The sequence below is a fragment of the Curtobacterium poinsettiae genome, from assembly GCF_025677645.1.
Taxonomy (GTDB): Bacteria; Actinomycetota; Actinomycetes; order Actinomycetales; family Microbacteriaceae; genus Curtobacterium; species Curtobacterium poinsettiae_A.
Genome location: NZ_CP106879.1, coordinates 2347553 through 2361688 on the forward strand (window position 1 = coordinate 2347553; position 14136 = coordinate 2361688).

Sequence of the window (14136 nt, forward strand, 5' to 3'; positions counted from 1 at the left end):
GTTCACGGACGGCGCTGCGCGTTCGTCACGGGCGGGGCTTCTTCTCCTGCTCGGGCAGCCGGCCCGCGGCGTCCTCGGTGGCGAACCAGGCGCGTGCCTCGTCCTGCCGGGCCTGCTCGGCACCGAGCGCGATCGGTGCGCGGACGTGACCGGGCTCGTACCCGAAGGTCTCGATCAGCTGCGGCACGATGGGCCGGACCCGGGCGACGAGCCGGTCGATGTACGCCGACACCGCACGGGCACGCTGCGCCGACAGACGGCCGTGCAGCAGGTACCAGTCCAGGTGCTGCTCGAGCAGGCCGAGCGCGAACAGGTCGCGCAGCCAGACGAGCACACGACGGGTGTCGCCCTCGGTCACCTCGTCGAGCGCCTCGGTGAAGGCGTCCCACTGCATGAGCTCGGCGTGCGCCTTCGACGCCTCGATGAGCTCGTGCTGCGAGCGGTTCAGCAGTCGGGCGGCGCGGGCTCGGTCCTTGCCGGCCGACGCCAGGCGCATGCCGATCTCGGCGACCATGGTGTCGACCCGACCGGCGAGCAGCTCGCGCTGCGTGCGGGGGTCCTGCAGGTCGGCGACGCTCGCGGCCAGCGAGCCGCGGTCGGCCACGGTCTGGCCGAGGCGGCGGATCCCGGACGCGTCGGCCAGCTTCGACGCCGCGACGGCCGCCACGAACTTCGCGGTCGACGCCGGGTCCTTCGGGGCCTTCGCACGGAACTCGGTCAGCAGGCGCTTGCCGACGAGCTGCAGCAGCACGGTGTTGTCGCCCTCGAACGTCACGTAGACGTCGAGGTCGGCGCGGAGCCCGGTCAGACGGTTCTCGGCGAGGAACCCGGCACCGCCGCAGGCCTCGCGGGCCTCCTGCAGGGTGTCGAGCGCCGACCAGGTCGACATCGACTTGAACGCCGCCGCCTGGGTCTCCAGGTCCTCCCGTCGCTCAGGGGTGTCCTCGCGCCCGCTGAAGACGTCGTCGAAGGTGCGCAGGAGCTTCTCGTGCGCGAACGACTGCGCGAACACCGTCGCCAGGCGCGGGATGAGACGGCGCTGGTGCCGGCCGTAGTCGAGCAGCACGCCCTCGGTGCCGTCGCCGGTCGGGAACTGACGGCGCTGCATCGCGTACGTCAGGGCGATCTGCAGCGCGATCTTCTGCGCCACGACCGCGGCGCCGTCGAGCGAGACCCGGCCCTGCACCAGGGTGCCGAGCATCGTGAAGAACCGGCGGCCGGGCGAGGCGATCGGAGACGAGTAGGTGCCGTCCGCGGCGACGTTGCCGTAGCGGTTCAGCAGGTTCGTGCGCGGGATCCGGACGTGGTCGAACGCGAGCCGGCCGTTGTCGATGCCGTTCAGGCCGCCCTTCGGACCGTCGTCCTCACCGCTGACGCCGGGCAGGAACGCGCCGTCGGCGTCGCGGAGCGGGACGTAGAAGGCGTGCACGCCGTGGTCGACGCCCGCGGTCACGAGCTTCGCGAACACGACGGCGGCGTGGCCGTGCAGGGCCGCGTTGCCGATGTAGTCCTTCCAGGCACCGCGGAACGGCGTGTGGATCTCGAACTCCTCGGTCGCGGGGTCGTACGTGGCCGTCGTGGCGATGCTCTGCACGTCCGAGCCGTGGCCGGTCTCGGTCATCGCGAAGCAGCCGGGGACCTCGAACGAGACGATGCCCGGCAGGAACTCGCGGTGGTTCGCCTCGGTGCCCAGGTGGTGCACGGCGGACCCGAACAGTCCCCACTGCACCCCGGCCTTGATCTGCATCGACGGGTCGGCGGTGACGAGCTCCTCGAACGCCGCCAGGTTGCCGCCGTGGTTGCTCTGGCCACCGAACTCGGCGGGGTAGGGGCGCTGGATCGCCCCGGCGTCCACCAGGGTCCGGAGCTGCTCGAGCACGCGGGCCCGGTGCTCGGGGATCGGCTGGCCCTCGATCTTCTGCATCGCGGGGTCGAGCGCGAGCCGCCGGGAGATCCGGCGGTCCTCGGCCCAGCGTCCGAGCAGGAGTTCCTGCACCAGCTCGACGTCGATGCGGACGTCGGTGTCCGTGCCGGCGGTCGGGGTGCCCGCTGCCGGGTCGCCGGCGGCGTCGGCGTTCGGCGCGTCGACGTCCGTCGCGGTGTCGTTGCCGCTGGCGGGGGTGGTGCGCTGGGCGGGTGCGGTGTCGACCATGGGCGGAGTCCTCCTGAACTGCGGTGTCCGTGTTGCACCGTCCACGCTAGACACCGGTGCCGACAGTGGCGGGAACGCCGTGCGGGCCGCACAAGCCCGTGTCGTCGGTGCCGTCACGAGGTCGTGGGAACCCTCCAAAGACCTGAGCCGTGTTCGACGATTCGGCGTGCGCACCCCGCCAGGGGCAGACTGGCCGCCATGTCACGTACCACCCCCGCGGACCGCGGAAGCCGTCCCGGACGCACCTTCTTCGGGCAACCGTTCGAGCTCTCGACACCGTTCGCCGTGGAGCTCTGGGAGCGGTTCTCGTTCTACGGCATGCAGGGCATCGTCCTCATCTACATGTACTACACGGTCACGCAGGGCGGCCTGGGGATCGACAAGGGCATCGCCACCGGGATCATGGGTGCCTACGGCGGCGCGGTCTACCTGTTCACGATCATCGGGGCGTGGATCGCCGACCGGCTGATCGGTGCGGACCGGACCCTGTTCGGCAGCGCGATCGTCGTGATGCTCGGGCACATCGCACTCGCGCTCATCCCCGGGGTGGCCGGGGTCGGGGTCGGCCTCGTGCTCATCGCGCTCGGCTCCGGCGGACTCAAGGCCACCGCGACAACGATCGTCGGCGGCCTCTACAGCCGCGAGGACCCGCGCCGCGACGCCGGCTTCTCGCTCTACTACCTCGGCGTGAACCTCGGGGCGTTCTTCGGACCGCTGCTCACCGGGCTGCTGCAGAGCTCGCTCGGCTTCCACTGGGGCTTCGGTCTGGCCGCCGTCGGCATGGCCGCTGGTCTGGTGCAGTACGCGATCCGGCGGCGGAAGCTGCCCGACATCGTCCGCCAGGTGGCGAACCCCGTCGACCGCCGCCGCCTGCCGCTCATCGGTGCCGGCGTGGTCGTCGCGCTGGTCGTCATCGTCGTCGCCGTGCTGACCGGCCTGCTCACCGTCGGCAACCTGCCCACCGTCGTGGTGGCGGTCGTCGTGCTGGCCACCATCGGCTACTTCGTCGTGATCCTGTCGAGTGGCATCACCCGTGACGAGCGGTCGCGGGTCTTCGCGTTCATCCCGCTGTTCATCGGCAGCGCCGTGTTCTGGTCGCTCTACCAGCAGCAGTTCACCGTCGTGACGGTCTACTCCGACGAGCGTCTCGACCGCTCGCTGTTCGGCTGGGAGATGCCGGTCTCATGGGTCCAGTCGATCAACCCGGTCTTCATCATCGTGCTGTCCGGCGTCTTCGCGGCGCTGTGGACCAAGCTCGGCGACCGCCAGCCGTCCACCCCGACGAAGTTCGCGCTCGGCACCGGGATCATGGGGCTCGCGTTCCTGCTCTTCCTGCCGTTCACCGGCTCGGGCGAGAACGGCACGCCGCTGCTCGCGCTCGTCGGCATCCTGCTGGTCTTCACACTCGCGGAGCTGCTGCTCTCGCCCGTCGGCCAGTCCGTCGCCACGAAGCTCGCGCCGCCGAAGTTCCAGACGCAGATGGTCGCGCTGTTCTTCCTGTCGGTGTCGCTCGGCACCGCCGTCACCGGGGTGCTGTCCCGCTACTACGACCCGGCGAACGAGGCACCGTACTTCACGATCCTCGGCCTGGTCGCCGTCGTGGTGGGCGTGGTCCTGCTGCTCCTGGCCAAGCCGGTGCTGCGGCTCATGCGCGGCATCCGGTAACCTGAGCGGAGCCACACGCCGACGCAACCAAGGAGTCACCACCCATGCTCGAACTCATCGCAGGGATCATCATCGGCGTCGGCGTCCTCGGCGGCGTCGGGTGCTGCATGGCCGTCGCGGCCATGATGAAGAGCGGCTCCGAGGAGTACTGAGTCCCTGACCCGGACTACTCGCCGCTGTCGGTCGTGACCGGCACCAGCTGACGACTCAGGACGGTCGCGCGCTCGAAGGGGCCGCGGCCGTCCTTCGTGTACACGGGCTCCTCGAAGGCGACGGTCCACGTGCGCTGCGTCCCTCCGATCTGGCTGCCGCCGGGAGCCACGATCACCCCGATCGGCTCGTCGGCCCACTGCTCGCCACCCCGATCGGTGTCGACGACCTGCACGAGGGCCCCGATGCCGAGACCGGGACTGTCGTCGGGGCGGGGACTGGGGGAGCGGCGGCGTCCGAACACGCCACCACCGTAGCGGCGAGCGGTCACGGAACGTCTGTGCGGCACCTGTCGACACGCTGACGGCCCGGCCGCTGGCTGGTCAGGACACCCCGCCTGCGGGCGTCGAGTGGTCGCGAACTGTCGGCGGCGGCGCCGCCAGGCGACGGTTCGTGACCCCTCGGCGAACCTGAGCGAGGTGTTGCGACCGGCGGGACGACGGCCGGGAGGCCCGTGGCGGGCCCGCACCGCGCCTCCAGGCCGCGGGCCGGGTGGTCAGGACACCCCGCCACAGCGCGTCGAGTGGTCGCGAACTGTCGGCGGCGGCGCCGCCAGGCGACGCGTCGTGACCCCTCGGCGGCCCTGAGCGGGGTGTTGCGACCTGCGGGACGACGGCCGGGAGGCCCGTGGCGGGCCCGCGCCGCGCCTCCAGGCCGCGGGCCGGGTGGTCAGGACACCCCGCCACAGCGTGTCGAGTGGTCGCGAACTGTCGGCGGCGGCGCCGCCAGGCGACGCGTCGTGACCCCTCTGCGGAGGTGAGCGGGGTGTTGCGACCGGCGGGACGACGGCCGGGAGGCCCGTGGCGGGCTCGCGCCGCGCCTCCAGGCCGCTGTCGGTCGCGTCCAGTGCGCGGGCCGGGTGGTCAGGACACCCCGCCTGCGGCGCGTCGGGTGGTCGCGAACTGTCGGCGGCGGCGCCGTCAGTCGACGGTTGGTGACCGCTCGGCGGACCTGAGCGGGGTGTTGCGACCGGCGAGACGACGGCCGGGAGGCCCGGGGCGGGGCCGCGCCGCGCCTCCAGGCCGCTGTCGGTCACGTCCAGTGCGCGGGCCGGGTGGTCAGGACACCCCGCCTGCGGCGCGTCGGGTGGTCGCGAACTGTCGGCGGCGGCGCCGTCAGTCGACGGTTGGTGACCGCTCGGCGAACCTGAGCGGGGTGTCTCGACCAGCCGACACGCGCGTCGAGCCGACACGCACGACCAGACCCGGCCGCGTCAGACGGCGGCCGGCTCCGCCCGGGCGATCTCAGTGATGGACGAGTGACCCGTCTCGGGGTGCTTGCGCATCGACAGGAGTCGCTCCATCGACGGTTCGAGCGCCGTGACCTTGTCGAGCGGCGCACTCACGACGAGCTGGAACCCGAGCCGGAGCCACGCGGTGACCGCGCGGCCGGCGAACTCCGAGTCCGCCTTGATGAACGCCTCGTCGAGGAACACCGGCGCGAACCGGGGCCGGGGACGGGTCTCGTCGCCGAGCTGGTAGCGCAGCGCGGCACCGACGATGAACGCCACGAGTTCCTGCGTCTCACCACCGGACTTGTCGCCGAGCGACGAGTACACGCCGAGGTCGTTGCCGTCGGTGTCGTACCGGACGGCCGTGATCTCCATGTGCCGGCGGACGTCGAGCACGGCGTCGCGCTGGGTGGTACGGCCCCGGGCTGCGTCCGGGTCGGGGCGGATGACCGCCATGAAGCGCCGGAGCCGTCGGAACCGGGTCTCGAGCACGTCGTCGGTCAGCTCGGTGTCGACCGACGCCGACAGGGCGCGGAGCTCGCGGCGGAAGGCGGTGACGTCCTCGCGGGTGACCCGGCGGATCTGGATCTTCAGACGGTCCCGGTTGGCACCGAACGGCAGCTCCCGCAGGATCTCGTTCACCGGCTCGAGGCGCTCCTCGATCTCGACGACGGCGCGGTCGAAGGCGCCGGCGAGCGGGACGAGGTCCTCGCCGCTCCACTGCGACAGGCGTCGACGCCACTCGCTCCGACGTGCGTGCAGGCCGGTTGCCACGATCTGGTCGAGGATCGCGTGGTAATCGGGGTACGACGCGACACCGGTGCCGAGGTTCGGGTCGGGCCAGGCGTCCTGGTACCGCTGGAACGTCAGCGTCAACGAGGTCGAGGCCGCGGCGGCACCGTCGAGCGCCTGCGTGAGCCGCTCCTCGAGCCGGCGCTTCAGCCGTCGCGTGGCATCGTCGAAGCCGTCGACGCCGTCCGGGGCGCCGATCTCCTCGAAGGTCTCCTCGAGCAGGCGGGCCTGCTGGTCGTCCGGCAGCGAACCGGGCGAGGACTCGAAGCGCTCCAGGATCTCGGCGGCGGCGTCCTGGCCGTCGACGAGCACCGCGTGGCGCTCCTCGAGTCGCTGAACGGACAGCCGCGCGGCGGAGCGACGGTCGGCCGCCTCGTCGAGGGACTTCCGGAGCCGGGCGACCGAGGCCCGCAGCGTCCGGAGGCCGTCGTCGGCGGCGAGCAGCGCCTGCCGTTCCTCGTCGAGCCGGGCCAGGGACGTGCCGAGCCCGTCGACGTCGATCGCGGCCCACGTGGCGTCGACCACGTGCTGGTGCGCGGCGCGGAGCACGTCGAGCGCCGTGCGGTCCTGCGCGACGTCGGTGCGGCGGGCCTCGAGCGTCGCGAGGTCCTGCGCGATCGAGGCGAGCTCCTGCTCGACCGCGGCGACGCGGGCCTCGTTCGTGAAGCCGATGACGTTCGACTGCCGGCGGTCACCGTGGGCGCCACGACGGCCGTCACGCAGCTGCCCGGACTCGGTGACCCGACGGCCACCACCGCCGAGGTCCGACGCCGAGGCGACACAGCGGGCGTCAGTGCGGTCGGACTCGATCCGCTCGCGCACCCAGGTGCTGAACGGCGACGGCTTGATGGCGAGCTTGCCGGAGACCATCGCCGGGTCGCCGTCGAGGTCCAGGTGCGGGCCGGTCGGCACACCCTCGAACTGCACGCGGACGGGCAGGTGCAGTGCGTCGATGGCTTCGCTGAAGTCGCCGAGGCGGTCCTGGTCGACGAGCAGCGTCCGGGCGACGGGCGCCAGGACGGACTCGATGGCCGTGCGCCAGCGCTCCTCGCCGGGCAGCACGTCGAGCAGTTCCGCCACGAAGGGCAGTTCGGTCGGGTCGATGCCGGCGGCGCGGGCCATCGCGAGCCGGGCCTCGTGCATCGGCAGCGGCATCGCGCCCTGCCGGTGCTCGAGCGACTGGCGCTCCTGCCGCAGGGACCGCTCGCGGTCGAGGAGCGGGTACTCCTCGCGGGTCAGGGCGTCGCGGCGGTCGTCCAACGACGAGCGTGCGTCCGCGTACGTGCCGAGGAAGTCGTGGGACGCCCGCTGCGCGCTGGTGAAGCCCGCTTCCGACGAGAGCGACGCCGACAGCCCGAGCACGGCGGTGCGCTCGTCGAAGGTGGCGCGGGTGCGGACCACCGCGTCGCGTTCACGGGTGAGCCGTTCGATGCGGTCCTCGAGCTGGGCGAGCGCGTTGCCGCCCTGGTCGCGGAGCCGGGCCTCGGCGTCGCGGAGCTCGATCTCGACGGCGGCGTGCCGGGCCTCGGCCGCGGCGACCTCGGCCCGCGATGCCGTGCGCTCCCGGGCGTTGCGCGCGACCTCGGCGTCGAGCAGGTCGCGCTTCCGAGAGGCCGTCCAGTGCGCGAACGGCGACACCTCGGCGCCGGTCGCGATGCCGTCCAGCGCCGCTGCGGCCTCGGTCGCGCGCGCGATCTCGTCGTGCAGGTCGGTGATGGGGGAGAGGATGCGGACCTTGCGCTCCTCGGTGTCCATCGCCTCGTACGCCTCGTCGAGCGCGGAGAAGTGCGCGAGTGCCCGGTCGGCCGCCTCGTACGTGCCGGGGGTCTCGAGCACGAGCGACTTGTACAGCGCGTCGACGGTCGGCAGGTGCTGGCCGGCCTGGATCCGGGCGAGCAGGCGCATCGCTCGGTTACCGCCGCCGGAGTCGCCGATGCCGAGCCGGGTCTGCAGCGTGTAGGCGAGCTCCTGGTAGGTGTCGCGGATGACGAGCCCCGGCACCCGGCCGGTCAGCTCGAGGTGGTGGAACCGCGACGGCACGAACTCCTCGAGCCGGCGCAGGTCGAACGTGTCGTCGACCGTCGCCATGGTCATCTGGATGTCGCCGACCCCGCGGGCGCGCTTCGGCACGATGTACGCACGCAGCACCGTGAAGCGCCGCTCGTCGTCGTTCCGGAACGTGACCGCCGCAGCGCCCCAGGTGGTCTGGTCGTCGCCGCGCAGGTTCACGTCGCGCAGGCTGCCGGTCTCGGGGTCGCGACGGGTGTCGACCTTGCCGCGCAGGTACGTGAGCAGGTTGCGCTGGTCGGCGCTGCGCGCGCGGCCGGTGGTGGCGTCGTTCGAGGCGCCGTTGAACGGCACGTCGGACGGCATCATCACGGCCAGGTAGGCGTCCATCAGCGTGGACTTGCCCGTGCCCGAGGCGCCGGAGATGAGCGTCGCCGTGCCGGACAGCTCGACCTGCCGGTGGCCGTGGAACCCACCCCAGTTGACGACCTGCATCGACTCGGCGCGCCACTGCGCGACCGTGTCGAAGAGCGCCGGGATCTCGAACGTGTCGGTCACGCTTCCGTCTCGCCTTCGTCGTCGGTGTCGGTCTCGGCTTCGCCGTCTGCCGGGAGGCCCGGGTGGTCCCCGTCGGTCGGCTCGCCGCCCGGGGCGGTCGCCTCGCCCTGCGCGGTGGTGGTCCGCAACCAGGCGTCCAGTTCGAGCAGGCGCTCCAGGGGGAGCAGCACCTCGACGACGCTCGCCACCCGGAAGCGGTCCGGGTCGGAGGTGCGGATGAGGATGCGCGCGGTCACCAGGCGCTCGACGGCCTTCGCGACACGGCCCTCGTCGCGGGTGCGGTCGGTCGCGGTCGCCGGACGGAAGCCCGCCACGTGCCCGAGGATCTCGGAGCGGTCCACGACGACCTGGTCCGGGCCCGGTCGGGCGTCGGCGCGCAGTCGCATCCGCAGGTAGACGAGGACGATCGTCTCCTCGCGGGTGTACGGCAGGTCGCGGAGCAGGGTCGGGAACGTGCGGCGCTGGCTCTCCGACCGGGCCTGGCGCTTCCACGCGACCTCGCGGTCACGATCGACGTGCAACTCGAGGAACAGGTCGTTCAGGCGGGACCGCAGCTGGTACTCGGCGTCGAGGACCGCACGCCACTCGTCGGGGTGCGTGCGGGAGCTGACGTACGAGTGCCGCAGCAGGGCCACCAGTGCGCGGCGCTGGTGTTCGTCGAGCCGCCCCTCGTCGCCCTCGAAGAGGGCGAAGCTGGACTCGTCGCGCTCGTCGTCCTGCATCACGGATGCGGGGTCGTCGTAGGGGACCGTGTCGTCGACCGGTGCCGGCGTCGTGTCGCTCACCGTGCCTCCTGTGCGTTCTCGTCGTGTGTGTCGCCGACCGGACGGTGCTCGTCGTCGAGCGCAGCGGTGGGCATGTGGAAGGTGATCGTGGTGCCGTCGGGGCGGACCGTGCGGTGCTCGGCGACGTGGGCGGCCGACTCGAAGTCGTCGCGCCCCGTCAGCAGGTGTGCGAGGCCGAAGAGCTCGACCGGACGGCGCTGCTCGGGCGGCAGCCCGTGGAACGCGTCGACGCTGGAGTCGGCGTCGGCGAAGCGGAGCGCCGCGCGCAGCTCGGTCAGGAGCGGCCCGCCGTGCTTGCGGAGCATCTCGACGTCGAGGTCCTCGAAGACGTCGTCGTCGGGTTCCTCGATGGGCGGCGGCACGGACTCGGCGTCCGGGTCGTAGAAGCGCTCGCGCAGCGTGCCGACCTCTGCCGCCGCGGGCAGGAGCGGCAGCGGGATCCGGTCGCGCGCACCGCCCTGGTCCATCAGGGTGGCGAGGCCGCGGTTGATCGAGCGGAGCACCGCGTCGAGCTCGCGGTCGCGCACCACGTCGTGGGCGACGATCTGGTCGCGGAGCGTGGCGGTGAGCTGACGGCGCTGGGCGAGGACGTCCTCGATGCCCTGGCGCAGGATCGTCACGGTGTTGCGGAAGGCACGACGCTCGCCGGCGCCGAGGCCCTGCGCGAACGGGTGCGCCAGGATCGTCGCGATGTCGTCGCGGAGCCGCAGGAGCAGGGCGTCGTCGCGGAGGAGCTCGAAGGCACCCTCGAAGGCACGGCCCTCGGGCGTCGCTTCCATCAGGTTGTCGGTGCGCGCCAGGTAGTCGTCGAGGATCTCGCCGATCGGGCGGACCTCTTGCCGGAAGTCCTCGACGATCGAGCGGTGCATCGTCGCGACCGCCTCTTCCACGCGCTTGAAGTCGCTCGGCAGCTGCCGGATCAGGTCGGAGATGTTCGTGTACCCGTCGCGCATCCGGTCGTCGTCGACGGCCACGACGTCGTCGCCGTGCTCCAGGCGTTCCCGTTCGGCCTGCAGTTCGGCGATCTGGGCGTCGATCCGGCGGATCTGCACGTCGGGGTCGGGCTCGGCGCGTGCCGCCCACCGGTGCACCGCGTCGACGATCATCGCCAGCCGGCTCTCGCTGATCAGGGCGCGGTCGGCCGACAGGGCGTCGACGAGGCTCAGCGCCTCGAGGGCGTGGCTCGTCAGGGAGTACTGCTCGTCGCCGTCGGGGGAGTTCGAGCGGACGAGCCACTGCGCAGCGACCCACTCGCGGCAGAGCGCGCGACCGTTCGGTCGGGCTTCATCGTCACCCTCGTTCTGCTCGCTCGCGGGGACCCGCGCGCCCGCGGCCTGCAGACGCGCGACGTGCTCCTCGACCTGCAGGTGCATGCGGTCGGCGGGGACGTACTGCACGTCTCGGTCGAACACCGTGCGGAAGACGGCGAGGACGGTGGCGCTGGTCGGCCGGGACATGAGCCGCAGGGTGGGACGGTCGAGGACCGCTCGGACCCGTGCGAACTCGAGGTCGACGTCGGTCATGCGCCCCTTCGTCCGATCGTGCTGGTGGTCCGGCCCGCGAGCGGCGGACCGGGGAGATGACAAGAGCCCGACGCTGCTGCGTCGGGCTCTTGTCGGTGGTGTGCTTCTTGCTACGTGGGCGATACCAGACTCGAACTGATGACCTCTTCGGTGTGAACGAAGCGCGCTACCAACTGCGCCAATCGCCCCCTGCACTGTTCGTGCGGATCGATACTAGCGGAAGTCCGGCGGTGCATCGAACACATCGCGCGGCCCGGGTGTGGCGCGCTGCCGCCAGGGGGTGTCGAACCGCCCCGATCCGCATGAACTCGGGGGACACGCCCGGTGAACGGGGAGGATTTTGGCGGAAGTGCCCCGGTGCGTATAGAGTTTACGTCGTCGCCGCGACAGCGGAACGACAAGTGCGGATGTGGCGCAGTGGTAGCGCATCACCTTGCCAAGGTGAGGGTCGCGAGTTCGAATCTCGTCATCCGCTCGAGTGTGGGTCTTCTCGAAGGCCCGCGACTCACCAGAGGGTATCCCACCGTTCGGGTACTCACGGAGACGTGAACCTCGATGGTGGGGTGGCCGAGAGGCTAGGCAGCGGCCTGCAAAGCCGTCCACGCGGGTTCGAATCCCGTCCCCACCTCCAGATCCACCCTCCAAGACCTTCATGGACCCCGGTCCACGCAGGGACTTGGGCGATTGGCGCAGCGGTAGCGCGCTTCCCTGACACGGAAGAGGTCACTGGTTCGATCCCAGTATCGCCCACCACCACGAAGCCCCCGGCAGGACCATCAGGTCCGGCCGGGGGCTTCGTTCGTCCCCGGCTGCTGGCGTTCCCGGTCATTCCGGCCCGCGATGGTGCGTGGACGCCTGCGACGCTGCGGCCCGGGCCGCCGCGAGCGGTAGCGACGGGGCCCGGTGCCGACCTGAATGGTCCAGATCGAGCCGACCGGCCTCACCGCAGGGCACGCGGTGTTCGCCACGAGGAGCTGGTGGACCAGAGCGCGGTCGGCCAGGGTGGTCACGTGACCGCCCTGTCGACGACCACGGCCCCTCGGCTCGCTCCGCTGTACGCAGCGGGGTTCGTGACCGCCTTCGGGGCGAACGGCATCGCGGCGGCGGTCGGCGGCGAGCACCTCGAGCTCGGCCTGACGCTCGCGTGGCTGGGGCTCTTCCTGGCGCTGTACGACGTCGCCGAACTCGTCCTCAAGCCGGTCTTCGGTGCCCTGTCCGACCGCATCGGCCCACGACCGGTGATCGTCGGCGGACTCGTGGTGTTCGCGGCAGCTTCACTCATCGGCGTCTTCGGGACCGGTCCGTTCTGGCTCGGGCTCGCCCGTCTGCTGCAGGGTGCCGGAGCCTCCGCGTTCTCGCCGGCGTCGTCCGCCGCGGTCGCCCGCCTCGTGCCAGCGCACCGTCGCGGGACGTACTTCGGTCGGTACGGCTCGTGGAAGGGTCTCGGTTACGCCGGGGGGCCGGTCATCGGTGCGGTCGTGGTGCAGTTCGGCAGCACGCAGTGGCTCTTCGGGATCCTCGTCGTGATGGCCCTCGTGACGGCGGTCGCAGTGTTCATCGCCGTCGAGCCGATCGTGCCACTGCCCCGGCAGCGGGCCACGCTCGCCGTCATGGTCCGAGCGGCCACGGACCGCCAGTTCCTGATCCCGGTCGTCGTCCTGGCTGTCGGCAGCGCTGCGATCGGCGCCCTGACCGGGATGCTCCCCGCGCTCGGCACCGCGGTCGGCATCCCGCTCCTGGTGTCGACGCTCGCGGTCGCCGTCCTCGCGGTGACGTCGTCGCTCGTGCAGCCCGTCGCCGGACGTCTGCACGACGCCGGGCGTCTCGGCACCGGGGTGGCGGGTGTGGCCGGGACGGCCGCGGTGGCCGCTGCGTTCCTGGTGGTCGCCGTCGCACCATCGGCGGTGGCCGTCTTCATCGCGGCCCTGCTCGCCGGAGCCGGTGTCGCCACGCTGACACCCGTCGCGTTCGCGCACCTCGCCGGCACGACTCCGCCGGACCGCCTCGGTCGCACCATGGGCTCAGCGGAACTCGGACGTGAGACCGGGGACGCCGTCGGACCGCTCGTCGTCGGTGGTGTCGGCAGCACGATCGGGCTGCCGTTCGGGTTCGCGGCGTTCGCGGTGGTGGCACTCGTCGGGACGCTCGTGGCATCGCGGTTGCCGTCCGGAGCCGGCCCCGATCAGGACCGATCGCAGGCCTGAGGTCATTCGCCCTGCAGCAACGCTCGGCAGTACCGTGGGCTCAGCGACGGCCGCGACGGCTCGTCCGACGAGGGGGCACCATGAGGATCCTGAGCATCCTGAGCATCCTGGCACGGGCACTGGGCTGGTTGCTCACGACCATCGCGAAGACGATGGGCGGGATGCGGGGCGCGAAGCCGTTCACCGATTCGCACGCGGCGCAGGTCCCGCCACGTCGTGAGGACTACCGCCCCTAGGGCCTCGCACCAGACCGCTGGTTGGATGGTTGCATGCCCAACGCTGGGTCGACCGTGGGACTGGTCATCCTCCGCCGATCGCGCAGGGCCGGGGCGCGTCAGCCGTCACCGTAGGATCGTCGAGCCGCATCCAGTGGAACGACGGGGGAGCACCTGATGGAACAGCACACCGAATCACGCACGCGACCGCGGGTCGTCACGATCGCCGTGGCGCTCTGGTGGGCGTCCGTCATCATCAGCCTCGTGGCCGCGGCGCCCGGCATCGTCGTGTCCATGCGTGAAGCCGGCGGCGCGATCATCGGTGCTTCGCTCGGGCTCCTCTTCGTCCTCGCCTGGTCCGCACTGTTCGTGTGGCTGGCGACGCGGATGGGACGAGGCTCCGGCAACGCGCGACTCTGGCTGGCCATCATCGCCGGGCTGACCGCCTGCAGCGCGGTGGTCACGATCGTCACGGACGGCGCGGACTGGGGCCTCGTCGATGCCGTGTGCATCGTCGTCGCGGCGGTGCTCAGCTACCTGCCCAGCGCTCGACCGTTCTTCCCGCGCGAGGAACGACGCCCGCGAGCAGCGGAGCCCCGCACCGTCGGGTGGGACCCGACGACCGGTGAACGCATCGTCGAGACGCCCCCCTCAGGCGACCGCGCCCGCTGACGCGTACCCTGCGGAACAGCCGGAGAACGCGCGTTCCCCGTTGTGGGGGTACCGCTGGCAACGGCTGGGTGGTTCCATTCAGTGGTCGGCATCCCCGGATGCCGAGCAGCCACGGACCGTCT

General features: G+C 71.8%; 9 protein-coding genes and 4 tRNA genes. 7 read left to right on the forward strand and 6 right to left on the reverse strand.

Annotated elements, in window-relative coordinates:
* Positions 1–25: 25 nt before the first annotated feature.
* Positions 26–2152, reverse strand: coding sequence for an acyl-CoA dehydrogenase family protein (locus OE229_RS11290; protein ID WP_263344474.1), 2127 nt, complete (start codon positions 2150–2152; stop codon positions 26–28).
* Positions 2153–2350: 198 nt separating this feature from the next.
* Here OE229_RS11290 and OE229_RS11295 point away from each other — a divergent pair, with 198 nt between their 5' ends.
* Positions 2351–3817 carry a peptide MFS transporter gene (locus OE229_RS11295; RefSeq protein WP_262138075.1) on the forward strand — a complete coding sequence of 489 codons (1467 nt, stop codon included), beginning with the start codon at positions 2351–2353 and terminating at the stop codon, positions 3815–3817.
* A gap of 166 nt (positions 3818–3983) precedes the next feature.
* Here the strand turns inward: OE229_RS11295 and OE229_RS11300 are convergent, their stop codons facing one another.
* From OE229_RS11300 to OE229_RS11320, 5 genes are all read right to left on the reverse strand, one after another.
* Positions 3984–4298: a hypothetical protein gene (locus OE229_RS11300; protein ID WP_259577781.1), complete on the reverse strand. Its 315-nt coding sequence runs from the start codon at positions 4296–4298 to the stop codon at positions 3984–3986.
* 942 nt (positions 4299–5240) lie between these two features.
* A complete protein-coding gene (locus OE229_RS11305) occupies positions 5241–8615 on the reverse strand; it encodes an ATP-binding protein (RefSeq protein ID WP_262138079.1) in 3375 nt (1124 codons plus the stop codon).
* Positions 8612–9400, reverse strand: coding sequence for a DUF4194 domain-containing protein (locus OE229_RS11310; protein ID WP_262138080.1), 789 nt, complete (start codon positions 9398–9400; stop codon positions 8612–8614). Before OE229_RS11310 ends, OE229_RS11305 begins: the two co-directional genes overlap by 4 nt.
* Positions 9397–10923, reverse strand: coding sequence for a DUF3375 domain-containing protein (locus OE229_RS11315; RefSeq protein WP_262138082.1), 1527 nt, complete (start codon positions 10921–10923; stop codon positions 9397–9399). The genes OE229_RS11310 and OE229_RS11315 overlap by 4 nt, the downstream gene beginning before the upstream one ends.
* A gap of 115 nt (positions 10924–11038) precedes the next feature.
* Positions 11039–11111 (reverse strand) — tRNA-Val (locus tag OE229_RS11320).
* 215 nt (positions 11112–11326) lie between these two features.
* Here OE229_RS11320 and OE229_RS11325 point away from each other — a divergent pair.
* The 6 genes from OE229_RS11325 (at position 11327) to OE229_RS11350 (ending at position 14014) form a co-directional block, all read left to right on the forward strand.
* Positions 11327–11398 (forward strand) — tRNA-Gly (locus OE229_RS11325).
* Between the two features lie 82 nt (positions 11399–11480).
* A tRNA-Cys gene (locus tag OE229_RS11330) sits at positions 11481–11554 on the forward strand.
* Between the two features lie 47 nt (positions 11555–11601).
* A tRNA-Val gene (locus tag OE229_RS11335) sits at positions 11602–11676 on the forward strand.
* A 257-nt stretch (positions 11677–11933) separates the two neighbouring features.
* The gene (locus OE229_RS11340) at positions 11934–13127 is read left to right on the forward strand and encodes an MFS transporter (RefSeq protein WP_262138084.1); all 1194 of its coding nucleotides are present in this window, start codon (positions 11934–11936) and stop codon (positions 13125–13127) included.
* 80 nt (positions 13128–13207) lie between these two features.
* Positions 13208–13363 (forward strand): hypothetical protein, encoded by a 156-nt coding sequence (locus OE229_RS11345; RefSeq protein ID WP_262138085.1) that lies wholly within the window; start codon positions 13208–13210, stop codon positions 13361–13363.
* A 156-nt stretch (positions 13364–13519) separates the two neighbouring features.
* Entirely contained in the window at positions 13520–14014 is a 495-nt protein-coding gene (locus OE229_RS11350; RefSeq protein ID WP_259577791.1) for a hypothetical protein, read from the forward strand.
* The last annotated feature ends 122 nt before the right edge of the window (positions 14015–14136 follow it).

Excerpts from the sequence above, each read along its gene's own strand:
- OE229_RS11290 (WP_263344474.1), bottom strand. The coding sequence starts at position 2,152 with ATGGTCGACACCGCACCCGCCCAGCGCACCACCCCCGCCAGCGGCAAC.
- OE229_RS11315 (WP_262138082.1), bottom strand. The coding sequence starts at position 10,923 with ATGACCGACGTCGACCTCGAGTTCGCACGGGTCCGAGCGGTCCTCGAC.
- OE229_RS11295 (WP_262138075.1), top strand. The coding sequence starts at position 2,351 with ATGTCACGTACCACCCCCGCGGACCGCGGAAGCCGTCCCGGACGCACC.
- OE229_RS11345 (WP_262138085.1), top strand. The coding sequence starts at position 13,208 with ATGAGGATCCTGAGCATCCTGAGCATCCTGGCACGGGCACTGGGCTGG.
- OE229_RS11350 (WP_259577791.1), top strand. The coding sequence starts at position 13,520 with ATGGAACAGCACACCGAATCACGCACGCGACCGCGGGTCGTCACGATC.